The organism is Actinomycetospora termitidis (genome assembly GCF_030286555.1).
In the GTDB taxonomy this organism is placed as follows: domain Bacteria; phylum Actinomycetota; class Actinomycetes; order Mycobacteriales; family Pseudonocardiaceae; genus Actinomycetospora; species Actinomycetospora termitidis.
The window spans coordinates 782,714-806,517 of sequence record NZ_JASVWF010000002.1 but is presented as its reverse complement, the minus strand read 5'-3'; the positions used below and the strand labels follow the sequence as shown (position 1 = coordinate 806,517).

The following is a 23,804-nucleotide window of genomic DNA, read 5'->3' as shown; positions in this document are numbered from 1 at the left end:
GGTCCGCGTCGACATGATGTGGGCCCCGGACACGCCGGGGCCTCCTCCCCCGAAGGAGCACCCATGGCCGGCTACCTGATCCTGTTCTACGTCGACGAGGCCGCGTACGCCGCGGACGCACCCGCCGACCTGCTCGCCGCCCACCAGAAGTTCCAGGCCGCGCACGGCGACGTGCTGCGGGGCGGCGGCCAGCTCGCGCCGAGCGCGACCGCCACGACCCTCCGCGGGGGCGGACGGTCGCCCGACTACGCCGCCGGGGACGACGCGGAGGTGACCGACGGGCCCTTCGTCGAGACCAAGGAGGCCCTCGGCGGCTACTACCTGATCGACGCCCCCGACCTGGACGCTGCGCTCGCCGTCGCCCGGGAGGTCCCCGTGGTGTTCGGCGGGGTCGAGGTCCGACCGGTCGTCTACCCCTGAGATGGAGCCGGCCGACGCGGCCCTCGCGGACGCGCACCGTCACGAGTGGGGCCCGGTCCTCGCCGCGACGGTGCGCGTCACGCGCGACCTCGACGTCGCCGAGGAGTGCGTCGCGGACGCCTTCGCACGGGCGGTGGAGTCCTGGCGCGCGGACGGCGTCCCGGCCCGGCCCGGCGCCTGGCTGACGACGGCGGCCCGGCGTCGGGCGCTGGACCGGCTGCGGCGGGACGAGGTCGCGGCCCGGGCGTTGCCGTGGCTCGTCACCGACGAGGTCGCTCCTGACGACCCGGCGCCGACCGAGACCGACCTGCTCGCGCTGGTCTTCACCTGCTGCCACCCCGCCCTCGCCGGACCCGCCCGCGTCGCTCTGACCCTGCGGCTCCTGGGCGGGCTGACCACCGGGGAGATCGCGCGGGCGTTCCTCGTACCGGAGGCGACGATGGCGGCCCGCATCACGCGGGCGAAGAAGAAGATCGCGGCCGCCCGCGTGCCCTACCGGGTGCCCGGCCCGGCCGAGCTGCCGGAGCGGCTCGCGGCGGTCCTGTCCGTCGTCCACCTGGTCCTGACGACGGGTCACACCGCCTCGGAGGGGGACGCGCTGCTGCGCCGCGACCTCCTCGACCGGGCGCACGACCTCGCCCGCCTGCTCCGGGCCCGCTTCCCGACCGACCCCGCCGTCACCGGTCTGCTGGCGCTGGTCCTGCTCACCGACGCCCGGTCGGCGGCCCGGACCGGGCCCGACGGGGAGCTCGTGCTGCTCGCCGACCAGGACCGGACGCGCTGGGACGCCGGGATGATCGCCGAGGGCACCGCGCTGACCCGCGAGGCGCTGCGCGGCCGTCCGGTGCCGCGGTACGCCGTGCTCGCGGCGATCGCGGCGGTGCACGCCGAGGCCCCGAGCGCCGCCGGGACCGACTGGGCCGAGATCGTCGGGCTCTACGACGAGCTGCTCGCCCGCTGGCCCTCGCCCGTCGTCGCGCTCAACCGCGCCGTGGCGGTCGGGTTCGCCGCGGGGCCGGCGGCCGGACTCGAGGCGCTGGAGCCGCTGCGGGCCGAGCCCGCCCTGGCGACGTACCACTACCTGGCGGCGGCCCGGGCGCGCTTCCTGCAGGAGCTCGGCCGGTCCGCGGAGGCGGACGCGGCCCGGGCCGAGGCGGCGCTGCTCACCGGGAACGCCGTGGAACGTGACTTCCTCGGACGTGGGTGAGCGCGGGCCTCGCATGGAGAGGTCGCGCCCGGCCACACGCGCGTTGCGTCCCGCACACGGCCGGAGCAGGTCGCACCCCGCCACACGCACGTTGCGTCCCGCACACGGCCGGAGCAGGTCGCACCTGGCCACACGCACGTTGCGTCCCGCACACGGCTGGGGCGGGTCGCACCTGGCCACACCCACGTTGCGTCCCGCACACGGCCCGAGGCCGGCACGCCGAGCGGGCACCCAGCGCTCCTCCGGGCGCGTCGGGGCAACGCTCAGGGCCCGATGATCATGCGGAGCGGGTACGGGCGCCGCCGACCGTGGTGCGGAACGCCACGGCGATCCGACCGAGGACGTCCCGCCCGCACCGTGTGCGCGACGCAACGCCGAGCCACCGGAGGTCGTCCCACCCGCACCGTGTGCGCGACGCAACGCCGAGCCACCGCAGAACGACCCACCCGCACCGTGTGCGCGACGCAACGCCGAGCCGGCCGGCACCCGCCGATCGAGCCCGCCGTCGGGAAGGTTGCTGCGGCCAGGTGTAGCGGCACACCCCGTCGGGGCAGACAATCGGCCACGTCCCCGGTGCCGTGGGCGTCCCGAGCCCCCGTCACCGAGGAGATGTGCGCGATGAGCACCGGCCGACGTTCCGACTCCGTGCCGACCGAGGGCAGCGTCTCCAGCGAGTCCGAGCACTCCGCGCTGCGCACCGACATCCGCCGGCTCTCCACCCTGCTCGGGCGGACGCTCGCGCGGCAGAACGGCGACGAGATGCTCGACCTCGTCGAGAAGGTCCGCGCGATGGTGCGCGAGGTCCCCGAGCGCGGCGACACCGAGATCCGTGACCTGCTCGCGGACCTCGACCCGGGCACCGCCGCCGTGCTCGCCCGGGCGTTCGCGACGTACTTCCACCTCGCCAACGTCGCCGAGCAGACCCACCGCGCGGCCGAGCGCCGGGAGGTGCACGAACGGGGCGAGGGGCCGATCCACCTGCTCGCGCAGCGGCTCGTCGACGAGGCCGACCCCGACGAGCTGAAGACCGCACTGTCCCGCCTCGAGCTCAAGCCGACCTTCACCGCGCACCCCACCGAGGCGCAGCGGCAGTCGGTGCTGGGCAAGCTCCGCTCGATCGCGGCGATCCTCGGCGACGGGCTCTCGCCCGAGGCCGCGGAGACCCGGCTCGAGCGCCTCGTCGACCTCATCTGGCAGACCGACGAGATCCGTCCCGAGCGTCCGACGGTGCTCGACGAGGCCCGCTCGGTGTCCTACTACCTCGAACAGCTCGGGCGCCACGCGGTCCCCGAGGTGCTCACGGTCCTCGACGAGGAGCTCGCCCGGGTCGACCTGCGCCTGCCCGACGGTGCCCGGCCCCTGGTGCTGGGCTGCTGGGTGGGCGGCGACCGGGACGGCAACCCGAACGTCACCGCGCAGCTGACCACCGACGTCATGCGGATCTACGCCGACCGCGGCGTGCGCATCCAGATCGGCCTGGTCGAGGAGCTGGTCCAGGAGCTGTCCGTGTCGACGCGGCTGGCCGGGGTGTCCGACGACCTGCGGCGCAGCCTGGCCCGCGACCGCCGGCACCTCCCGGAGATCCACGACCGCTTCGTCCGGCTCAACGCCGAGGAGCCCTACCGGCTGAAGTGCTCCTACATCCACGCCCGGCTGGAGAACACCCGCCGGCGGTACGACGACGGGTCCGCGCACGTCCCGGGGCGGGACTACCTCGGCAGCGCGGAGTACCTGCACGACCTCGAGATCATGGACCGCTCGCTGCGCACCCACGACGGCGAGCGGATCGCGGACGGGATGCTCCGCGACGTCATGCGCAGCGCGAACGCGGTCGGTCTGCACCTGGCCTCGGTCGACGTGCGCGAGCACACCAAGTTCCACCACACCGCGCTCGCGGCCCTGTTCGACCGCCTCGGCGAGCTGGAGACCCCGTACGCCGAGCTGGACCACGACGGCCGGATCGAGGTGCTCTCGACGGAGCTGGCCGGCCGGCGGGCGCTGACCCCGCGGCGCAACTGGCAGGAGATCGGCGACGACTCGTTCCGGGAGACCCTGGAGGTCTTCGACACGATCCGGTCGGTGCAGGACACCTACGGCGAGGAGGCCCTGCACACCTACATCATGTCGATGGCCCAGAACGTCGACGACGTCCTCGCGGTGGCCGTGCTCGCGCGCGAGGCCGGCCTGATCGAGCTCACCGTCGACGGGGCGCGCTCGTCGCTGGACATCGTCCCGCTGTTCGAGACGGCGACCGAGCTCAAGATCTCCGGCGACCTGCTCGACGGGATGCTCTCCGACCCGTCGTACCGCGCGATCGTCGCGGCCCGCGGCGACGTGCAGGAGATGATGCTGGGCTACTCGGACTCCAACAAGGGCGCCGGGATCACGACGAGCCAGTGGTCCATCCACCAGGCCCAGCGCCAACTGCGCGACGTCGCCGCCAAGCACGGAGTGCGGCTGCGCCTGTTCCACGGCCGCGGCGGGTCGGTCGGGCGCGGTGGTGGCCCGTCCGCCGAGGCGATCGCGGCCCAGCCGCACGGCGTCGTGGACGCGGTGATGAAGGAGACCGAGCAGGGCGAGGTCATCTCGGACAAGTACTCGCTGCCCTCGCTGGCCGAGGACAACCTCGAGATCATGCTGTCGGCCGTGCTCGAGGCGACGCTGCTGCACCAGACCAGCCGGGTGCCCGCCGACCAGCTGAAGCGCTGGGACGAGGCCATGGACGTCATCTCCGACGCCGCCCAGGCCGCGTACGAGGAGCTCGTCGGGCACGAGGGCCTGCCGAACTTCTTCACCCAGGCCACGCCGGTCGACGAGCTGTCGATGCTGAACGTCGGTTCCCGGCCCGGCAAGCGACCGGGGGCCGGCGGCGACGCGTCGCTCGACGACCTCCGCGCGATCCCGTGGGTGTTCGGCTGGACGCAGACCCGCATGATCGTCCCCGGGTGGTTCGGGCTGGGCTCGGGCCTGCGCGCCGCGCACGAGGCGGGGTACGGCGACGTCATCGACGAGATGCGCGACTGGGCGTTCTTCGCGAACCTGCTCTCCAACGTCGAGATGACGCTCGCGAAGACCGACATGCGCATCGCCGGGTTCTACGTGTCCGAACTGGTCGACCCGGAGCTGCAGGACGTCTTCGAGATCATCAAGGCCGAGCACGCGCGGACCCTCAAGGAGGTCCTCGCCCTGTCCCCCGGCGACCACCTGCTCGCGAACAACCCGCTGCTGCGCCAGACCCTCGAGGTCCGCGAGAGCTACCTCGAGCCGCTGCACCACCTGCAGGTCCACGCGCTCGCGGAGCGGCGGACGGTCGACGAGCCCGACCCGGACCTGCAGCGCGCGCTGCTGCTGACGGTCAACGGCATCTCGGCGGGGATGCGCAACACGGGCTGATCAGGCGTCCGCCCGGCGCGCCGTCGCCTCGCTCGCGGCGAGGTCGGCGAGCTGGGCGGTCCTGATCTCCCACATCGGACCTGTCCTGTCGACCCGTTGAAATCGCGAGTGGTCCCGATCACCATCGTGGGCGATCACATCATGTCGTTCACATCGTGGCGATCAACTGCTCGGCGAGGAGCGCGTCTGCATGGAATCGATCTTGCTGTTCGTCATCGGGATCGCGGTCCTGGTGTTCAGCGCCGAGAAGTTGATCGGGTACCTCGTCGGGGTCGCGAGCCGGTGGGCGATCTCGCTGTTCCTCATCGCCGTGCTGTTCACCGGGATCGAGTTCGACGACCTCGCCTTCGGGATCGCGCTCAACCTCGAGGACCTGAGCAACGTCGCGCTCGGGACGGTGATCGGGACGACGGTCGCGATGACGGGCGTCGTGCTGGCGATCTCGGCGATCATCGCCCCGACCGTCGTGGACGTGCCGAAGGACTACCTCGCGCTGTTCGTGCTCGCCCCGATCCTCATGCTCGCGTTCGCGCTCACCGGGTTCCTCACGGTGGCCGCCGGGGTCGTGCTGGTCCTGCTGTTCGTCGCGTTCGTCGCCTACATCGGCTACCGCGAGTACGCCGCGCGCCGCCCGGTCTTCCGCAACGCCGAGGTCTACGAGCAGTTCGAGAAGGTCGGCGCGGGAGTGGGCGGCAACGGCGGCGGGTCGGTCGCCCTGGACGACCCCCGGCAGCCCGACGGCGGACGGTCCTTCACCCTCCCGCCCGACCTGCGACTCGACGAGGGCTTCCTCAAGGCCCGCACCCACTCCCCCGGCGTGGGGCTCGGGCTCGCGGTGCTGGCGCTGATCGGTCTGGTCATCGGGGCGGTCGCGGCCGGGCAGGCGACCGAGGGGGTCATCGAGACGCTCGGCATCGAGGGCACCGTCTTCGGCGTCACGATCGCCACGCTCGCGCTCTCACTGGAGGACATCTTCCTGACCGCCGAGCCGCAGCGTCGCGGGGCTCCGGAGATCGCGGTCGCGAACGTCGTCGGCAGCGTCGTGTTCTCCGTGACCGGCAAGCTCGGCATCATCCTGCTCACCGGCGGGGCGATCGCGGTCGACGAGGACGTGCTGGCCTGGCACCTGCCCGTGCTCATCGTCATGACGGCGATCGCGGCCGGCTTCCTCGCCACCGGCCGGCTGCGCCGCTGGCACGGGATCGTGCTGCTGGCCTTCTACGTCGTGTACTTCGTGGCCAGCCTGGTCTTCTTCGGCGGGGTCCCGCTGGACGACTAGTTCCGCTGCCGTTCGCGGCGGGGCACGAGCGGAAGGTCGACGGGGGTGCGCTCCTCGTTGGCCTCCGCCACGGCTGCCTCGACGATCCCGTGGTCGGGGCTGAGGTGGCAGACCGGGTCGGTGCGGGTGGCGTCGCCGGTCAGCGCGAACGCCTGGCAGCGGCACCCGCCGAGGTCGACCTCGCGGCGGTCGCACGACCGACACGGGTCCTGCATCCAGTCGGTGCCCCGGTACGCCGAGAACATCGGCGAGTCCCGCCAGATCCACGCCAGGTCGTGCTCGCGCACGTTCGCCGACGGCAGCGGCAGCCCGTGCGCGGCCAGGCACGGCAGGGCGTCCCCGGTCGGCACGACGACGAGCTGGCGCGCGCCCCAGCCGCCCATGCACGGCTTCGGGTAGGTGGCGTAGTAGTCCGGGATCACGTAGATGATCTCCATGCGTCCGCGGAGCCGCTCCTTGGCCTCACGGACCACGACCTCGGCCTCCGCCAGCTGCTCCCGCGAGGGCAGCAGCGCCGCCCGGTTCAGCGCCGCCCAGCCGTAGTACTGGGTGTTGGCCAGCTCGATCCGGTCGGCCTCGAGCTCCTCCGCCGCCGCGAGGATCTCGGGGATGCGGTCGATGTTCTGCCGGTGCAGCACGACGTTCAGCGTCAGCGGCCAGCCCAGCTCCCGCACCCGCCGCGCGGCGTCGATCTTGCGCGCGAACGACGGCAGGCCGGCGATCCGGTCCGAGAGCGCCGGCTCGTCGGCCTGCAGCGACACCTGCACGTGGTCCAGCCCGGCGTCGTGCAGCTCGGCCGCCCGCTTCGCGGTGAAGCCCAGCGCGCTCGTGACGAGGTTCGTGTAGAGCCCCTGCTCGGCGGCGGTGCGCACCAGGTCGGCGAGGTCGCGGCGCAGCAGTGGCTCCCCGCCGGAGAGGTGGCACTGCAACGCGCCCAGCTCGGCGGCCTCGGTGATCACCCGCTGCCACTCGGCGGTGTCCAGCTCGTCGCGGTACGCGGCCAGCTCGATCGGGTTCGAGCAGTACGCGCACGCCAGCGGGCACCGGTACGTCAGCTCGGCCAGCAGGCCGAGGGGGCCCTCCACCGTGGTCGAGCTCCGCTCCGCTGCGTCTCCGTCGATCTCACTCATGAATCTCCAGGTGTCGGCGCTCGGCGAGCTTCGCCAGGTACGCGACGACCTGCCCCTCGGGCACGTCCGCGTACTGCTCGCGCAGCGCGGCGACGATGTCGGCCACGGTCCGCTGCCCGTCGCAGAGCTGCAGGATCGCGGTGCCGGTGCCGTTGAGCTCCACCACGGTCTCCGGCAGCAGCAGCACGTGCCGCTCCCGGGAGCGGTCGAAGCGCAGCTTCACCCCACGCGCCAGGCGCGGCACGCCCGTCGTCGAGAACGGAGCGGTCATGCCGGGTACGCCGCGTCGATGGCGTCCATCATCGACCACAGGACGTCGTTCTTGAACGCCAGCGCGTCGTAGGCCGCCTGCTCCGCCTCCGGCGTCCGGCAGTGCTCCAGGACCACCTCGAGGGCGTGCTCGGAGTCGCGCGGCGCCTGGAACAGCCGATTGCGGAAGTACTGCAGGCCCGCCGGGTCGATCCAGGTGTAGTACTTCTCGAACGCCGCGAGCCGGGTCGCCATGAGGTCCGGCGCGAACAGCTCGGTCAGCGACGACGCCACCGCGATCGGCCACGGCTTCGTCCGCGCGAACGTCACGTAGGCGTCGACCGCGAACCGCACACCGGGCTGCAGGTGGCGGTGATCGGTCATCTCCTCGCGCGGCACCCCGCACGCCTCGCCCAGCCGCAGCCACGCCTCGATGCCACCCGGGTCGTCGCCGACCCCGTCGTGGTCGGTGATCCGCCGGATCCACCGCCGCCGCACCTCGACGTCCGGGCAGTTCGACAGGATCGCGGCGTCCTTGATCGGGATGGACTCCTGGTAGTGGAAGCGGTTCGCCACCCACCCGCGAATCTGGGCCGGTGAGAGCTCCCCGTCGTTCATGCGCACGTGGAAGGGGTGCGCCGCGTGATAGCGCGAGGCCTGCGAGCGCAGCCGCTCGGTCAACGTCGTCTCGGCAACGGCAGTCACGCCTCGAGCTCCCATCCGTCGTGGCCGATCTCCACCCCGGCCTTCCCGACGACGGGTGCCTCGTCGGAGTCGGGGAGCAGGATCGGGTTCGAGTTGTTCATGTGGACCAGGACGATGCGCGGCACGTCGAGCTCGGCGAGCCGGTCCAGCGACCGCTCCAGGGCCACGTGGCCCATGTCGGCGGCGGTCTTGCGCCCGAGCCCCAGCCGGACGAGCTCGTCGTCGTGGAAGCACGTCCCGTCCACGAGCAGCACCGACGCCCCGCGGGACGCCGCCTCCAGCGGCGCGAGGTCGGCGACGCCGGGCGCGTAGACCACGCTGCCGCCCGTGCGGTGGTCGTGGAAGCGGTACCCGACGACACGCCCCTCCGCCGGGCCGCTCGTGGCGAAGCGCGGCGTCTTGCCGGTCGGCAGGTCGAACGCGGTGTACGACAGGTGCTCGGTGAGCGCCCGCGCGACGCCGACCTCGACCCCGACGACCTCGACCGGGCAGTACGCCTCGAGCGTCGTCAGGAAGCCCGTCCCCTCCCGCAGGGTGGCCTCGGTCGCCGCGGTGGCGTGCACCGTGACCCCGGACCCCTCCCGCAGGATCAGCAGGCCGAGGGTGTGGTCGATCTCGGCGTCGGACAGCAGGATCGCCTCGACCGGGCTACGTCGGGAGGCGCCCGGGTGCAGGTCGGGGCCGGCCGCGAGCTGCTGGCGGACGTCGGGCGAGGCGTTCACCAGGAACCACGCGTCCCCGTCGCCCACGGCGATCGAGGACTGCGTGCGCGGCTCGACGGTGCCCTCACGTGCGCCCGCGCACCCGGCGCACGAGCAGTTCCACTGCGGGAGCCCGCCGCCGGCGGAGGACCCCAGGACGCGGACCTTCACGCGCCCCTCACCAGAACTTGATGCCGACGGACTTGAGGCGGCGCTTGTGGAGCTGCTCGACCTTCTCGATGTCCTGCCGGTCGATGAGGTCGCCCCAGGCGTGCGCCGCCTTCATGCCCTGTTGGAGCAGCTCCTCCATCTCGTCGGAGACGACGTCCGCGCTCTGGATCACGCGCGAGCCGAACCCGATGTGCCAGCGCTCGTCGCGCAGCACCAGCTCCATGCCCTTGTGGACGCCCGGCATGCTCACCGAGCACCGGTCGAGGGCGGCGAGCAGGGCGTGCTGCCCGGCCGTGAGCACCACACCCTCCAGGATCATGTGGTACAAGCTGACGGCCGCGGTCAGGTCCTTCTCCCCGGCGGCGAGGTCCTCGGCCAGCGTCGGCAGGCGCTCCTCGAACAGCTCCAGGATCTCGGGGCTCACGTGGTCGCGCAGCGTCTCCAGCCGGTCGGCGAGGCTCTCGCCGGGGACGCCGACGACCTCGCCGGCGACGCGGTCGAAGAAGCGCGCGTGCCGCGCCTCGTCACGGGCCTGGGCCCGGAAGCACCCGGCCATCGAGTCGTCCGTCGTGGCCTTGTCCTCGAACGACCCGAGGTGGGTGGCGACGGACATCTCGCCGACGCAGAACCCGGCGATCAGCCCGAGCACGCGGTCGCGTTCGGAGGACTCGAGCTCCCCCCACGCCTCGGCGTCGGCCGTGAGGTCGATGTCCTTCTCGTCCCACTGCAGCGATTCCGCCAGTTGGACGAAGTGGCCGTACCCGGTGATCATAGATCGAGGTCCTCTCCCGGTTGCACCTCGCGGAAGTCCGCCTTCTCGGCGCCGCAGATGGGGCACATCCAGTCGTCGGGGATGTCCTCGAAGGGCGTCCCGGGTGGGATGCCGCTGTCGGGGTCACCCTCCTCCGGATCATAGATGAGTCCGCACATCTCGCAGATCCACTTGTTCGCCACGGGTGGCGCACTCATCGGGTTCCCCGTTTCTCGTCGTACACGCCGACCAGGGGCGCCGGAATCGAATCCGACGCCCCTGGTGGCACTTACTCGATCAGTCGTCCATCTGGGCGACGTACATCGTCACCTCAGGGGCGACACCGATTTCGGTGAACTCCGGGGTCTCCCACTCCATGTCCAGACCTCCCTTCCTCGAATTCGGCTCTGCCATTGTCCCGCGGACTCAGTCCTCGGGCAGTGCGAAACAGAACAGCGCGTCACCCGCGGCGGCGCCGAGCAGGCCGGGCAGGAAGCCCTCGACCCAGCCGCCCCAGCCGGTGGGCACCGCGACGTACTGACGCCCGTCCACCGAGTAGACGGTCGGGCTGGAGTGGTGTCCGCTGCCGCACTGGAACTGCCACAGCTTCTCGCCGGTCTCCGCGTCGAGGGCCACGAACTCGCCGCTCGGCGTGCCCTGGAAGACGAGCCCACCCGCCGTCGTGATGTTCGACGCGCACATGGGGTACTCGTGGTTCCAGCGCCACTTCTCCTCGCCGGTCGTCGGGTCGACCGCGCTGACGAAGCCGTAGTGGTCGTCGAGGTCGACGGCCACGCCGGCTCCCCAGTAGGGGATCGACTCCTTGAACTCGCGGCGACGGCGGGTGGCGGTCGCACCGACCTCCTGGACCGGGATGTAGATCAGCCCGGTCTGGGGGTTGTACGACATGTGCGTCCACTCCTTGCCGCCGGCCGGGCCGGGCCAGAAGTGGACGGGGACGCCCTCCTCGTCGGGGTAGATCTTCGGCGTCACCTTGCCGTCGGGCGTGATCTCGCCCCAGGTGATGCGGTCGACGAAGGGGAAGACCCGCACGAGCTCGCCGTTGGTGCGGTCGATGACGAAGAAGTAGCCGTTCTTGTCCGCGTGGGCGAGCAGCTTGCGCCCGTCCGGTGCGTCGAAGAGCAGGTTCTCCATCGTCGAGTCGTAGTCCCACAGGTCGTGGGGCGTGAACTGGTAGTGCCAGCGGATCTCGCCCGAGTTCACGTCGATCGCGACGACGGAGTCGGTGTAGAGGTTGTCGCCCTCGCGGACGCCGCCGTCGAAGTCCGGCGCCGGGTTGCCCGTGCCCTGGAAGAGCAGCTCGAGCTCCGGGTCGTAGGTCGGCGTGATCCAGCAGTTCGCGCCGCCGCGCTGCCAGGCCTCGCCGTCCTCCGGCCAGGTCTCCGAGCCGGGCTCGCCCGGCTTCGGCACCGTGTAGCAGCGCCAGCGGCGCTCGCCGGTCTGCGCGTCGAAGGCGTCCAGGTGGCCGCGGACACCGAACTCGCCGCCGGCGCTGCCGACCACGACCATGTCCTTGACGATCAGCGGGGCGGCCGAGCCGCTCTCCCCGGCGCGGACGTCACCGTTGGTGGTGTCCCAGACCTTCTCGCCGGTGGTCGCGTCGAGCGCGATGAGGTGGGCGTTCAGGGTGTACATGTACACCTTGCCGTGGCCCACGGCGACGCCGCGGTTGACGTTGCCGCAGCACAGCGAGGTGTCGAACGGCGAGGCGTGCTTGTAGCGCCACAGCTCGTCACCGGTGGTGGGGTCGATCGCCCACACCTTGCCGTCCGGGCCGGAGACGTACATGACGCCGTCCACCACGAGCGGCGACGCCTCGAACGAGTAGGTCGAGGCACCGGAGTGCATGCCGGTCGAGCCCGCCTGGAACACCCACGCGGGCGACAGCTTGCGGACGTTGCTCTTGTTGATCTGGTCCAGCGGCGAGTAGCGCTGGCCGTCGTAGCTGCCGTAGTAGGTGAGCCAGTTCTCCGGCTCGCTCTTGGCACCCTTGATGCGGTCGTAGTCCACGTTCCGCGTCGCGGGCGCCTCGCCCTTGACGTTGGACAGGGTGCGGTGCGCGACGGCTTCGCCGGCGTCGACGTAGTCGGTCATGGAGTGCTCCTCTCGGGCGTCAGGGACGGGGCTGCGGCGGGCGGTCGAGCTTGGCCGAGTCGGGGACCTCGCCACCCATGACGAGGGCGGCCGTCAGGCCGCGGCCCTCGTCGTTGCCGGTCGTGGAGCCGTACCAGTAGGCCCCGGGACCGTCGAGGTTCAGCCGCGCCGTGCCCTTGGAGTGGTTGACCAGCCAGATGATCTTGGGGTCACCGTTGTGCGGCAGGAGCGCGCAGTGGGTGTTCTTGTCGTCGTTGATGATCGTGAGCTCGATGTCCCCGCCGTGCGGGAACACGATGATGCTCGGGCTGAAGATCAGCTGGTCCTCGGGGATGGTGACCGTGGCGCGCATGACGCCGTCGTCGCCCTCCTCGGCGTAGCCGACGTCGCCGGTACCGAGCATCCGCCCCAGCGCCGTGCGGTTCTGACCGTCGAGTCCGGCTTTGTGGAGCACATCCGCTCGATCGTCTGCCGTGGCCGTCATCGGCCGTCCCCTCCTCGTTCCGACTTCCTGGTCACCCCGCGCCGAGGGGCGCGGGGGAAGAGGCGGCGTCGAGCCCCACGAGGCGCCTCGTGGGGACCGTGCCTGCGCAGGGTCCCGGGAAGTGCGCGCACAGTGCCGCCTGCGGTCTGATCGACCGTTGGGCCGTATGGAAACGACCAGTAGGCGGCAGGACACGTCGTTCATCGCGACGACCGTGCAACATCGGTCGCCGAACGGTGTGTGCTGAGCCACTTCCGACCATAGATACGTCGTCGGTCGCGGGCAAGTCGATCGAGGTCGAGGTTCCTGGGCCGATCGGATGTCGATCATCGCCGACCCTCGTCGTGATGCCGGACACCCCCTAGAGTCGGGTCACGACGCGTCGACGACGACCGGGCGTCGCGCTCAGGTGAGGAGGCCGGAGAGCCCCCGTGGCCAGATTCGGGACACCCGAGGCCCTGGTGCAGCTCAGCACCCACACCGCGCCGGCGGACAGCGTCGAGCTGAAGACGTCGCTCCGCTCGTCCCCGGACGCGGCCGCGGAGGCCCTGACCGGTCGTCCCGCCCCGACGTGGAGCACCCGGCAGACCTACCTGGTCGACACCGCGGGGCTCGACCTGCTGCGGGCCGGGGTCGAGGTGCGCCTGCGTCGCCGGGCCCGCGGCCGCTACGACCTCGCGGTCTCCGCCCGTCGCACCGGCTCGTCGGCCTGCTGCCGCACCCCGCGGGGCGGGCGGGTGGAGCTCGACGTCGTCCCCGGCGGCCTGTGGCTCGACGTCGAGGTCCGGTGCGAGGTCGACCCGGCCGCGGCGACCGAGGCCATCGAGAGCACCGCGGCCGGCGGGCGCCTGCTGTCGTCGGCCCAGCGGGCATGGGCCTGCCGCGGCGGGCAGGGGGCCGTCGACGAGGCGTGCCTGCGCGACCTGCGGGTGCACGGGCCGCTGGTGGTCAGCCGGGTCAAGGTCGCGTCCGCGCGGTGGGGCCTGTCCCGCGCGGACCTCGAGCACTTCCGCTTCCCGAGCGGGCGCGAGCTGGTCGAGCTCTCCACGCACTGCGGTCCGCGGGACGTCGCGCGGACCGTTCCCGCGTTCGAGCGGATGCTCGACGAGCAGCACGTCGAGGTCGACCCGCAGTACCGTCCGCGGACCGCGGCGTGGCGGGCCGAGCTGGGGTGCGCCGGCTAGCGTCCGGACGGTTCCCGGGTCGGCAGCGCCTCGCAGGCCGCGGCCAGGACGGCGGCGGCGGCGCGGACGTCGCGCGCGGCGCCCGGGTGCGCGGCCAGCCGCTGCCACACCGCGTGCTGCTCCCGGGCGGCCCGGGCGACCTCCGCGGCGTCGGCGCCGACCTCGAGACCCAGCCGGACCCGCGGCTCGGGGCCGGTGAGCAGCCGCACCGCGGCCTCGCGGCGGGCGACGGGCAGCGCGACCCGTCCGGCGTCGAGGTCGGCCGCGAGCGCGGCCTCCGCGAGCTCCTGCGCCCCACCGGCCCGCACCCGCTCGACCTCGCCGGCCAACCACCGGGTCCAGGGACGGTCGGGGTCGCGGGCGAGCAGTTCGTCGGCCGCCGCGAGCGCGTCCAGGGCCCGCCGGCGGGCCGCCGCCGGGCGGCCGTGCGCGACGACCAGGCCCGCGAGCCGCCCCAGGTTCTTCCCCCCGGTCGCGCCGGCGCCGGGCAGGGCCACGCGGACGATCCCGGTGAGCGGGTCGTCCGCGCTCACCGACACCGGGGGCACCACGCGGGCACCGACCGTCGGGACCGCGGCGAGCCAGTCCGGGACCCGGGTCCCCTCGTCGTCCTCGGCGAGCAGCACCAGGACGTCGACGATCTCGGCGGGTGCGAGCGGACCGAGCGCGGCCCGACCGGCGAGGTCGACGACCGCGCAGGGCTTCTCGACGAGCCCGGACAGCGTCCCCGCGACGGCGCGGGCGTCGGCCGCGGTCGGTCCCGTCACCCCGATCCGCCACGGCGCCGCGAGGCGGGCCGCGAGGCCCTGCACCGTCTCCGCGGCCGGGTGCCCGACCGGGACCTCCTCGACGGCCTGTCGGAACAGCGCCTGCGTGGCGTCGAACAGGCCGGACCCGGACGGCGGCAACGGCGCCGGGACCGACGTCGACGGCAGCTCGGGTCCGGCGCCCAGCGTGGGCACCACCGCGAGCAGCCGGGTGTCCTCGGCGACTGGCGGCCGCGGCGCCGGAGGCGGCGCCGTCCGCCCCCTCTGCGACCGGACGTCCTCGATCAGGGCCCGGGCCCCGGCGGCGACGCGTGCGTCGCGGGCCTGCTGCTCGTCGTGGGCGGCCGCCCCGGCCTGCCGCACGAACGCCGTCAGGCCGGTCGCGGGCTCGGGCGCCACCGGCGCGGCCTCGTGCAGCGGGATCTCCCCCCGCACCACCGTCCCCTCCCCCGGCGCGGAGGTGACGGTGACGTGCCCGCCGACCCGCGCGAGGCGGGCGGAGAGGTTGCGCATGCCGCGCCCGGGGCCGCCCGCGGAGACCACGAAGCCCGGGCCGTCGTCGGCGACCTCGAGGTGCAGGACCCCGTCCCGCTCCCCCAGCCGGACCCGGATCGGGGCGCCGGCGGCGTGCTTGCGCGCGTTGTTCACCGCCTCCAGGCACACGAAGTACGCCGCCGCCTCGACGGCCTCGTCGTGGCGCCGGATCCCGTCCGCCAGCACCGTCACGTCGCCGGCGTCCGCGAGGTCGGCCCGGAGGGTCGCGACGAGGCCCTGCTCCGCGAGGGTCGCCGAGGACACCCCGGTCACGGTCTCGGCGAGCACCGCCTCGGCGGTGTCGAGCTGCTCGGCGAGCCGGGTCAGCTGCTCGCGGGTCCCGTCGAGCCGACCCGCCCCGGCGTGGTGCTCGGCGAGGCCCAGGGTGAGGCGGAGCGAGACGAGATGGAGCTGGGCCCCGTCGTGCAGGTTCCGCTCGATCCCCCGGCGCTCGGCGTCCATCTCGGCGACGAGCGCCCGACGGGACGCGGCGATGCGCTCCGCATGGGCGGTGGCGGCCCGGAGCTGGCGTTCGAGCTCGATCTCCGCCCGGTGGGCGGCGAGGACGGGTCCGAGCCCGTCGGCGACCTCGGCGACGAGCCGCTGCCGGTCGCCCGATCCGGCCAGGGCCTCGGGGTCCACGGCCAGCGTGCCGATCTGTGCGCCGCCGTGGCGGACGGCGACCTCGACGGCCGGCTCGCCCGCGCCCACGTCGCGCCAGGTCAGCACCCGGTCGCGCATCCCGTCGCGGTGCACGGTCAGGCGCACGGCGCGGGCGCCGAGGGCGCGGCCGAGCGCCTCGGGGACGCCCTCGATCGAGGTGTCGTCCCGGGCGAACGCCGACACCTGCGCGAGGACGCCCGCCGGGGTGGCCCGCCGGCCGGACAGGAGCCGTTCGGCGAGGCGGTCGGCCGCGCCCGCGACCGGCAGCCAGACCCCGGCCGCGACCACCGCCGCCGCGACCCAGCCCGCGGCCGGGCCGAGCAGGGCGCCGACCAGCGTCGAGGCGAGGACCGCGAGCCCGCCGACCGCGACCACGGCGAGCAGGGCGCCGAGCACCCGGTGCAGGCCGCGTTCGGCCGAGCGCGCGCGGTCGGCGGCGAGCACGGCCAGTGCGAGCACGGCGGCGGTGATCCGGGCGAACCAGAACAGCAGGGCGAGCGGGAGGTCGGCACCGAGGCCGCCGTGCCGCGCGGTCGGGTCGTCGAGGGTCAGGCCGGGCCGGCCGAACAGCGCGAGGACCCCGGTGAGCAGGGCGAGGACCACCGCGGCGCCGAGGGCGGCGACGAGCACGCTGGTCAGCAGCCGCGCCCGGGCCCGGGCCTCCGGGGTCGGTCCACGGCGCACGGCGGGGCCGACGGCGAGCACGCCGAGCAGCGGCACCCCGAAGCCGAAGAACACCACGCAGCTGACCGTGTGCGGCAGCAGCGCGGTCCCGAACCCCGCGACGAACAGCGCCGCCCCGACCACGCCGACCAGCACCCGCCGTCGGGACGGGATGCCGGTGACCAGCAGCAGGGCGCCGGCGTAGGCGGCGCCCGCGATCCCGTGCAGCAGCACCTGGTGCAGCTCGCCGATCTCGAGCCCGGTCGCGTCCCGGACGGCGAGCGTGGCGGCGTGCGCCTGCAGGTTGAACGCGCCCGCCGACCCGACCATCGCCAGCGCCAGCAGCCGGGTGGGCCATGCGGACCCGCCGAGGCGCAGCAGCACCACCGCGACGACGAGGTTGACCGCGCTCGCCAGGTAGTCGACGACGGCCTGGCCGGACGACTCGTTCAACGGGGTGCTGACGAGGGCGCCCACCGTGAGCCACACGAGGGTCATCACCGTGACGACCGCGAACACGATCCCGAAGGCGATCGACGCCGCCCGCCCGGTCACCGGGACTCCACCACGGGCGAGAGCTCCACCGGCAGCCAGGCCCGGAGCCCCTCGGCCTCGGCGTCCAGGGCCCCGCCGAGCGCGGCGAGCCGGTCGGCGTCCTCACCGAGGGAGGCCAGCACCGGTCCCGGGTCGTCCGGCACGGTCACCGCGACCGACGCGCGGTCGCCGACCCGGGCGAGCACCAGCTCGAGCGGGGCGTCGCCGGGGACCGCGGAGAGGGTGGCGACGGCGGCGTAGTAGAGCCCGGACTCGACCTCCCACGGCAGCCGGGGCAGGCGGCCGGAGAGGTGCACCGGGCGGGGCAGGTCGGCCACGACCTCCTCGAGCGCGGCGCGCAGGCCCTGGTCGCGCAGCACCGCGGGGTGCACGCCGCGGGCGATCACCCGGAACCGGTCGAGCAGCTCCTCGAGGCGCTGCCGGGCGGAGTACAGGTGGTGGCGGGCGAGGTCGGCCGCCTCGGCGCGGTCGTCGTCGTCGGAGTCCGGCTCCAGCCCCTCGTCGACGACCTCGACCGCGTCCTCGACCGCGCGCCGGACGGCGGCGAGCCGGTCGGTCGTGGCGCCGGAGAGCTCGCCGACGAGCCGGCGCCGCTCGATCTCCCGGGCGCGCCCGAGCCGACGGCGCGACTCCTCGGTCTCGCGGGCGAGCTCGGCCGAGCGCGCCACCCGGGCCCGGAGCCGCTCGCCGCGGGCGAGGCCGCGGACGAGCAGCCCGGTGGCCTCCGCGACGTCGGCGACGAGCGCGCGGTCGGTCGCGCTGACCGCCCGGCCCGGCTTGCCCAGCGTCAGCACCGCCCGGAGCTCGGCGCTGCGGGAGTCGCCGTCGAGCACCGGGTGCGCGTGGTCGACGTCCGGGCGGGTGAGCAGGGCCGCGAGGGACGGGGCCCGGTCGTCCGCGGTCTGGGCGGTCAGACCGTCCGGACCGGCCAGCCACACCTCGGCGTGCTCGGCGTGCGTGCCCTCGCGCAGCACCCCGGCGAGGGCGGGCAGGGAGTCCGCGTCCCCGGTCGCGGCCGCGAGCACGGCGGACCGCCCGGCGCCGGCCCCGTCGGTCCGCCGCGCGGTGCCGAGACCGGTCGCCGCCAGCACGGCGGCCGCCAGCCCGGCCCCCGCGAACGGCGCGAGCACCGGCCCCGCCGGACCGAGCAGGAGGTCCCCGGCCACGACGGCGAGCAGCAGGCACACGCCGACCACCGCAGCGGCGGAGAGTGCGCGCACCACACCCGCCGGCACGACTCACCCCTCGCGCTGGGAGCGCAGGTAGGTCAGCACCGCGAGCACGCGACGGTTGCTCTCCGTGGCGTCCGCGTGCAGACCGAACTTGTCGAAGATGCTCGCGATGTGCTTCTCGACGGCCTTCCCGCTGACGAACAGCTCGCCCGCGATCGCGCCGTTCGCGCGCCCCTCGGCCATGAGCTTCAGGACGTCGCGCTCCCGCTCCGAGAGCGCCGCCACCACGTTCGCCCGGTCGTTGCGGGGCTTCTCGACGAGGCGTCGGGCCAGGACCGGCTCGATGACGATCTCGCCCTCGGCGATCCGGGTCAGGGTGTCCGACAGCACGTCGACGCTGCCGACCTTCTCCTTGAGCCGGTAGCCGATCCGCTCCGTGCCGATCTCGAGGATGCGCACCAGGTAGTGCGACTCGGCGTAGTGCGACAGGAAGAGCAGGCCGGTGTCGGGATGGCTCGCGCGGAGCCGCTCGGCGGTGACGAGCCCGCCGTCGGGCTCGGGCGGCATCCGGATGTCGAGCACCGCGACGTCCACCGGCTGCCCGGCGAGCGCCCGCAGCAGCTCGTCGCCGCCGGGCTCGCAGGCCACCACCTCGTGCCCCGCCGCCTCCAGCAGCATCACCAGGCCCTGCCGGAACAGGGCTCCGTCCTCGGCCAGCGCTACCCGCACGGGAACCTCGCGACGATCAGGGAGGAGTCGGTGTCGACGGTCCCGCCCAGCGGCGCGGCCTCGTCGTCCAGGACGCAGGCCAGGGCCGGGTCGGCCCCGTCGATCCGCACGACGAGGGTGCTGCCCTCGCGGCGCGCGGTGACCGCGAGCGGACCGGACCCGGCGGCGAGGACGTCGACCAGGGCGAAGTAGGCCGCACCCTCGGCTGCAGCGCCGCAGCGTTCGTCGGTGACGTCGAGCGCGACGTCCGCGCCGCTCGCCCGGACCGCCTCCAGCAGCGCGGGCCCCAGGCCCGCCTCGTGCAGCAGCGGCGGGTAGATCCCGGCGGCGACGGCCCGCAGCTCGTCGAGCGCGGAGGCCACCTCGCCCTGCAGGGCGTCGACCTGCTCCCGCGGGGCGTCGAGCAGGCCCAGTCGCAGCGCGAGCGAGGAGATCCGCAGCGCGGCCCCGTCGTGCAGACGGCGCTCCAGGCCGCGGCGGCGCTGCCAGTGCTCCCGCCGCCGTTCCCGACGGCGGGTGGGGTCGTCCGCCGTCGTCATGCCCGCGAGTCTGCGACGCCGGCGGGCGGTGGGGCGAGGGGGCGCGCCCTCCCGCGGGGTAGGGATGGCCCCCTTGACGCGCCCGGCGTGTGACGATCCGTGCTGCACGCCCGTGATCGTGCCCGACATCCTCGCCCGTCCGCATCACCCGTGGTTACGATCCGTCGAGATCGCGACCGGAGCGGGGGTGGCAGCGTGTCCTACGTCCTCGGCGTGGACCTGGGGACCACCACGATCGCGGCGGCCGCCGGCGACGCCGAGCGGGTGGACATGGTCCCGCTGGGCGAGCGCGCGGTCCTCGCGCCCGCGGTCGTCGCCCGCCGCGGCGACGGCGCACTGCTCACCGGCGAGCGCGCCGCCCGCCGGGCCGTCGTCGAGCCCGAGCGCGTCGCCCGCGAGGTCCGCCGCCGGCTCGGCGACCCGACCCCGGTGCTGCTCGGTGACCGCGGCGAACCCGCCACGGACCTGCTCGCCGCGATGCTGCGCGGCGTCGTCGACCGGGCCGTCGCCGTGCGCGGCGACCGGCCGGAGCGGGTGGTGCTGGCGCACCCGGCGTCGTGGGGGCCCTACCGCCGCGGGCTGTTCGAGGACGTCGCCGCCGCGGCGGACCTGCCCGAGGCCCTGGCCGTGCCCGACCCGGAGGCGGCCGCGCGGCACGTCGCCGCGGTGCGCCCGGTGACGGCGGGCGCCCCGGTGGCGGTGCTGGACCTCGGCGGGACGTCCTGCGAGGCCTCGGTGGTGCGGGACGGGACGGTCGTGGGGGCGCCCGTCGCGACCGAACGGCTCGGCGGCGCCGATCTCGACGACGCCGTGAGTGCCCTCGTCGACGAGGCCTCCGGAGGCCTGCTCGCCGAGTTCGACCCGGAGGACCCGGCGTCGGGACCGGCCCTGGCACGCTTCCGCGCGGAGTGCGTGGAGGCCAAGGAGGCCCTCACGCTCGACGACGAGGTCCGGGTGCCGCTGCTGCTGCCCGGCCGCCACGTGGACGTGACCCTGACGCGCGCGGCCCTCGAGGAGCGGATCGCGCCCGTGGTGGCCCGGGTCGTGGAGACGTTGCGGCAGGCCCTGGACGCGGCCCCGGTGGCGCCGGGCGACCTGGCCGCGGTGCTCCTGGTGGGTGGCTCGGCCCGGGTCCCGCTCGTGGTGCGGAGCGTCCGGGAGGCCGTCGCCGCGCCGGTGGTGGTCGAGGCGCACCCCGACCACGTCGTCGCGCTCGGCGCGGTCCGCACGGCGGCCGCGGTGCCCGCCCCGCCCCCGCCGGCCGCCTCCCCGGAGCCGATCGTGGACGGCCGCACCACGCTCACCCCGCTCCGGCGGTCCGACTCCTCCGACGAGCGGACGACGGTCGTGCGCCTGCCGGCCGGCCCCCCGCCACCCCTGTCCCGGCCCGCGGGTGCCCCGCCCGGGCGCGTCGCGGGACCGCCGCCCGGACGCGCGGTCGGACCGCCCTCCGTGCCCTTCCCTCCGGTGGGGCCGCCGTCGGGTCCCTTCCCCGGCGGGCCCCCGAGCGCGCCGTTCCGGTCACCGGTCCCACCACCCCCGGCCCCGCCCCCGGAGCCCGCACCTCCCCCGTCGACCGGGCGCGTGCGGACCGTCCTGCTGACGATCGTGATCGCGGTCGTGCTGCTCGGGGCGCTGGCGGCCGGCGTGTGGTTCCTGCTGGAGGTCTGACACCACCGGGGGAACCGCGCGCGCCGGACGCAACCACACCCGCCGTCAGACCTCTCCTCATCACCGAACGACGACGAGGAGATCGCCATGACCACCGACCTGGCCACCACCCTCACCGCCCGCGACCGCGCGGTCCTCGCCACCCTCGCGTCGGGGCGGGGCGCGCTCGTGGGCGACCGCATCCTCGTCGACGGCGTTCCGCTGGCCGACCAGTTCGTCGTCATGCGCCTCCGGGACGCGGGTCTGCTGGAGGCCTGACGGCACCGATCACACGAGGCCGACCGTGCCCAGGTAGGCCACGATCCCGCCGCCCACGAGCAGGACGAACAGGAGGACGGCCGTGAGCACGACCGCGGTCGCGCCCCGCCGCCGGGCGGGGCCCGCGGCCGACGGGGCGACCGGCAGCGGACCGGACAGCGGCCCCCACGGTACGCCCGCCGCGCCCGAGCCGGCCGGGGAGAACGGGGCCTGCAGCGGCGGCACGGGGTAGGCCCCGGGCGGCGGGTAGCCGTACCCGGAGGGCTGTGCCGGGATCGGGACGGGCGGTGCCGGGAACGGCGGGAACGAGGGGTGCGGCACCCGGACCGGCGGGGCGGGGTGACGGACGACGACGGTGCCGGCGAGCGGGATCCGCGTGGTCGGGGTCTCGAGGGACGACTGCCCCCGGGCGGGCACGGGACGGGCGGTGACGGTCACGGGGGGCTCCTCGGCGCTTCCGTCGGTCCCGGTCGACCGACACGAGAAGCGTCGCCGTCCGCGGCCTGCGCGCCGAGGGTGTCGGCCCTCCGCCCGGGTGGGGTCAACCCCACTCCGAGAGGGCACTCCCGCGCGGTGATCACCTGCCCGAAGCGGATGCAGTACGGGCCGTGCGGCGGGGTGCGGCCCTCCGGGGCGTGCGAGCTCGACGAGGCCCTCCCCTGCCCGTGGACCTCCGGCACCCCGGTGCTGCCCTGGGACGGGCCCGAGCCCGCCGCACCCGCCGTCGTGAACCCCCCGCTGGTGCTCTCCGACCTCGCGGTCCCCGCGCGCGACCCGTCGACGCTGCGGGAGGTGGCCCCGCGGCTCATGGCCGGGGCCGACGCGGTGCTGGTCGCCGACCTGCACGACCGCGCCGACTTCCCGCCCACGATGCTCGCCGCCCAGCTGCTCGAGCTCGGCGCGCGGCCGTGGGTCACGCTGACCTGCCGCGACCGCAACCGGGTGGTGCTCGAGCAGGAGGTGGTCGGGCTCGCGGCCCTCGGGGTCGAGGGCGTGCTGTGCGTGACCGGCGACAGCCGGCCCGGGAGCGGCGCCGCGACGACCGTCGGCGCGGGCGCGACCCAGGTGTTCGACCTCGACGCGACCCGGCTGGCCCACCTCGCCGCGGACGCCGGACTGGTCGCGACCGTCTCCGTCGCCCCCGCCGCCCCGCCGGTGGACCGGCGGGTCGCGACCCTGGCCGCCAAGCAGGCCGCCGGCGCCCGGCTCGTGATCGGCAACCACGTCGCCTCCCCCGCCGTGCTGGACGCGTTCCTGACGGCGGGTCGCGCGGCCGGCGTGACGCTACCGCTGATCGCCGGGGTCGCGGTCTACACCGACGTGCGGACCGCCCGCGGGCTCGCCGAGCTGCCGGGGCTCGACCTCGCGCCGGAGGCGGTGCAGGCCGTCCTGGACGCCGACGACCCGGTCGAGGCCGGCATCTCCGCAGCCGTCGAGGAGGCGCGGGCGCTGCTCGCCGTCGAGGGCGTCGTCGGGGTGAATCTCTCCGGTGTCGGCTCGAGTGCCGGATGGGTACCTGCCGCCGAACTGAAGGCGGAAGTGGGCCGGCGAGTCCGTGCCGCCCACGGCAGGTGAGGGAGCGCGCGGTGCAGGAGGCGTTGGAAGCCGAGTTCGACACCGTCGCGGCGTGGACCGAGCGGGCGGTCGCGGAGCTGGGGACCGACCATGCCATCCCGGCCGCCTGCCGGGGGTCCGGGCGGCCCGCGGACCTGGCCTGGCTCGCCGACGGGCTCGAGCTCGACGACGGCGACCGGTTCCTCGACGCCGGATCCGGGCTCGGCGGCCCGACGGCCTGGCTGGCGACCGAGTACTCGTGGCGGTGGCGCGGTCCGGTGGTGCTCGCGGAGCCCATGGCGCACGCCGCCGCGGCGTCCGTACGGCTGTTCGGCCGGCCCGCGGTCGCGGCGTGGACCGAGCAGCTCCCCCTGGTCGACGACTGCATCGACGCGGCCTGGGCCCTCGGTGTGCTGGACACCGTCCCCGACAAACGGGCGGTCCTCACCGAGCTGCACCGCGTGCTGCGGCGCGGCGGGCGGCTCGGGCTGCTTGTCCCGGTCGCCCGGGGCGAGCGGGCCGCCGAACTGGAGAGCAACTCCTTCCCCACCGACGTCGACCTGCACCGCGATCTCACGGCCACCGGCTTCCGCGTGCACGACCGGATCGAGGCCGACGCGCTGCCCGAGGCCCCGCCGGAGTGGACGCGGCGGGCGGACGCGGTGGACGCGCTGGTGGCGCGGGAGCACCGCGACGACCCGCGCTGGCAGCAGGCGCAGGAGCAGACGGAGCTGCTCGGCGGACTGATGGAGTCCCGCGACGTGGTGATCGTGCTCCTGCGCTGCTCGGCGACCGACGTCACCGGGGCCTGATCGCCCGGCGGTACGGCCGGTCGGGCGACGTCCGGAGGGGTGGACCGCCGGACGCGGAATCGGTTCAGCCCGGCGCTGGCGCCTGCGTGTCGGGTGGC

General features: G+C 74.7%; 23 protein-coding genes. 9 read left to right on the top strand and 14 right to left on the bottom strand.

Annotated features, from left to right (window positions below; all coding sequences use genetic code 11):
• Positions 1-63 precede the first annotated feature (63 nt).
• The 4 genes from QRT03_RS11780 (at position 64) to QRT03_RS11765 (ending at position 6,299) form a co-directional block, all read left to right on the top strand.
• Positions 64-420, top strand: a complete 357-nt coding sequence (locus QRT03_RS11780) for a YciI family protein (protein WP_286052956.1) — start codon at positions 64-66, stop codon at positions 418-420.
• Between the two features lies 1 nt (position 421).
• Positions 422-1,627: an RNA polymerase sigma factor gene (locus QRT03_RS11775; protein WP_286052955.1), complete on the top strand. Its 1,206-nt coding sequence runs from the start codon at positions 422-424 to the stop codon at positions 1,625-1,627.
• Positions 1,628-2,245: 618 nt separating this feature from the next.
• Positions 2,246-5,020: a phosphoenolpyruvate carboxylase gene (gene ppc / locus QRT03_RS11770; protein ID WP_286052954.1), complete on the top strand. Its 2,775-nt coding sequence runs from the start codon at positions 2,246-2,248 to the stop codon at positions 5,018-5,020.
• 190 nt (positions 5,021-5,210) lie between these two features.
• The gene (locus QRT03_RS11765; RefSeq protein ID WP_286052952.1) at positions 5,211-6,299 is read left to right on the top strand and encodes a sodium:calcium antiporter; all 1,089 of its coding nucleotides are present in this window, start codon (positions 5,211-5,213) and stop codon (positions 6,297-6,299) included.
• Here QRT03_RS11765 and pqqE read toward each other — a convergent pair.
• The 9 genes from pqqE to QRT03_RS11720 form a co-directional block, all read right to left on the bottom strand.
• Positions 6,296-7,429 (bottom strand): pyrroloquinoline quinone biosynthesis protein PqqE, encoded by a 1,134-nt coding sequence (gene pqqE / locus QRT03_RS11760; RefSeq protein ID WP_286052951.1) that lies wholly within the window; start codon positions 7,427-7,429, stop codon positions 6,296-6,298. The two genes, QRT03_RS11765 and pqqE, sit on opposite strands and share 4 nt — an antisense overlap.
• Positions 7,422-7,700 carry a pyrroloquinoline quinone biosynthesis peptide chaperone PqqD gene (pqqD, locus tag QRT03_RS11755; protein ID WP_286052950.1) on the bottom strand — a complete coding sequence of 93 codons (279 nt, stop codon included), beginning with the start codon at positions 7,698-7,700 and terminating at the stop codon, positions 7,422-7,424. The genes pqqE and pqqD overlap by 8 nt, the downstream gene beginning before the upstream one ends.
• A complete protein-coding gene (gene pqqC / locus QRT03_RS11750; RefSeq protein ID WP_286052949.1) occupies positions 7,697-8,383 on the bottom strand; it encodes a pyrroloquinoline-quinone synthase PqqC in 687 nt (228 codons plus the stop codon). The genes pqqD and pqqC overlap by 4 nt, the downstream gene beginning before the upstream one ends.
• Positions 8,380-9,255, bottom strand: a complete 876-nt coding sequence (gene pqqB / locus QRT03_RS11745) for a pyrroloquinoline quinone biosynthesis protein PqqB (protein ID WP_286052948.1) — start codon at positions 9,253-9,255, stop codon at positions 8,380-8,382. Before pqqB ends, pqqC begins: the two co-directional genes overlap by 4 nt.
• A gap of 7 nt (positions 9,256-9,262) precedes the next feature.
• Positions 9,263-10,027, bottom strand: coding sequence for a ribonucleotide-diphosphate reductase subunit beta (locus tag QRT03_RS11740; RefSeq protein ID WP_286052947.1), 765 nt, complete (start codon positions 10,025-10,027; stop codon positions 9,263-9,265).
• Positions 10,024-10,209, bottom strand: coding sequence for a rubredoxin (gene rd / locus QRT03_RS11735; protein WP_425604819.1), 186 nt, complete (start codon positions 10,207-10,209; stop codon positions 10,024-10,026). Before rd ends, QRT03_RS11740 begins: the two co-directional genes overlap by 4 nt.
• A 94-nt stretch (positions 10,210-10,303) precedes the next feature.
• The gene (pqqA, locus tag QRT03_RS11730; protein ID WP_230753680.1) at positions 10,304-10,384 is read right to left on the bottom strand and encodes a pyrroloquinoline quinone precursor peptide PqqA; all 81 of its coding nucleotides are present in this window, start codon (positions 10,382-10,384) and stop codon (positions 10,304-10,306) included.
• Between the two features lie 48 nt (positions 10,385-10,432).
• The gene (locus QRT03_RS11725; RefSeq protein ID WP_286052945.1) at positions 10,433-12,121 is read right to left on the bottom strand and encodes a PQQ-dependent dehydrogenase, methanol/ethanol family; all 1,689 of its coding nucleotides are present in this window, start codon (positions 12,119-12,121) and stop codon (positions 10,433-10,435) included.
• 19 nt (positions 12,122-12,140) lie between these two features.
• The gene (locus QRT03_RS11720; RefSeq protein WP_286052944.1) at positions 12,141-12,605 is read right to left on the bottom strand and encodes an MSMEG_3727 family PQQ-associated protein; all 465 of its coding nucleotides are present in this window, start codon (positions 12,603-12,605) and stop codon (positions 12,141-12,143) included.
• A 431-nt stretch (positions 12,606-13,036) separates the two neighbouring features.
• Here QRT03_RS11720 and QRT03_RS11715 point away from each other — a divergent pair, with 431 nt between their 5' ends.
• Positions 13,037-13,789, top strand: coding sequence for a hypothetical protein (locus QRT03_RS11715; protein WP_286052943.1), 753 nt, complete (start codon positions 13,037-13,039; stop codon positions 13,787-13,789).
• Here the strand turns inward: QRT03_RS11715 and QRT03_RS11710 are convergent.
• The 4 genes from QRT03_RS11710 to QRT03_RS11695 are packed head-to-tail and all read right to left on the bottom strand — an operon-like array spanning position 13,786 to position 19,411.
• Positions 13,786-16,971 carry an ATP-binding protein gene (locus QRT03_RS11710; RefSeq protein WP_286052941.1) on the bottom strand — a complete coding sequence of 1,062 codons (3,186 nt, stop codon included), beginning with the start codon at positions 16,969-16,971 and terminating at the stop codon, positions 13,786-13,788. The genes QRT03_RS11715 and QRT03_RS11710 overlap by 4 nt on opposite strands.
• Positions 16,968-18,206, bottom strand: a complete 1,239-nt coding sequence (locus tag QRT03_RS11705) for a sensor histidine kinase (protein WP_286052940.1) — start codon at positions 18,204-18,206, stop codon at positions 16,968-16,970. The genes QRT03_RS11710 and QRT03_RS11705 overlap by 4 nt, the downstream gene beginning before the upstream one ends.
• A 3-nt stretch (positions 18,207-18,209) precedes the next feature.
• Positions 18,210-18,872: a response regulator transcription factor gene (locus QRT03_RS11700; RefSeq protein ID WP_286052939.1), complete on the bottom strand. Its 663-nt coding sequence runs from the start codon at positions 18,870-18,872 to the stop codon at positions 18,210-18,212.
• Complete coding sequence (locus tag QRT03_RS11695; RefSeq protein WP_286052938.1) at positions 18,863-19,411, bottom strand: histidine kinase; 549 nt, start codon at positions 19,409-19,411, stop codon at positions 18,863-18,865. Before QRT03_RS11695 ends, QRT03_RS11700 begins: the two co-directional genes overlap by 10 nt.
• 195 nt (positions 19,412-19,606) lie before the next feature.
• On the opposite strand from QRT03_RS11695, the gene QRT03_RS11690 reads away from it, so the two are divergent.
• Positions 19,607-21,082: an Hsp70 family protein gene (locus tag QRT03_RS11690; RefSeq protein ID WP_286052937.1), complete on the top strand. Its 1,476-nt coding sequence runs from the start codon at positions 19,607-19,609 to the stop codon at positions 21,080-21,082.
• A gap of 87 nt (positions 21,083-21,169) precedes the next feature.
• Positions 21,170-21,340 carry a hypothetical protein gene (locus QRT03_RS11685; RefSeq protein ID WP_286052936.1) on the top strand — a complete coding sequence of 57 codons (171 nt, stop codon included), beginning with the start codon at positions 21,170-21,172 and terminating at the stop codon, positions 21,338-21,340.
• 9 nt (positions 21,341-21,349) lie between these two features.
• Here the strand turns inward: QRT03_RS11685 and QRT03_RS11680 are convergent, their stop codons facing one another.
• On the bottom strand, positions 21,350-21,778 hold the full coding sequence (locus tag QRT03_RS11680) for a hypothetical protein (RefSeq protein WP_286052934.1): 429 nt from the start codon (positions 21,776-21,778) through the stop codon (positions 21,350-21,352).
• 135 nt (positions 21,779-21,913) lie between these two features.
• On the opposite strand from QRT03_RS11680, the gene QRT03_RS11675 reads away from it, so the two are divergent.
• Entirely contained in the window at positions 21,914-22,915 is a 1,002-nt protein-coding gene (locus QRT03_RS11675; RefSeq protein WP_286052933.1) for a methylenetetrahydrofolate reductase C-terminal domain-containing protein, read from the top strand.
• An 11-nt stretch (positions 22,916-22,926) separates the two neighbouring features.
• Positions 22,927-23,706, top strand: a complete 780-nt coding sequence (locus tag QRT03_RS11670) for a methyltransferase domain-containing protein (RefSeq protein ID WP_286052932.1) — start codon at positions 22,927-22,929, stop codon at positions 23,704-23,706.
• Positions 23,707-23,804: the final 98 nt, after the last annotated feature.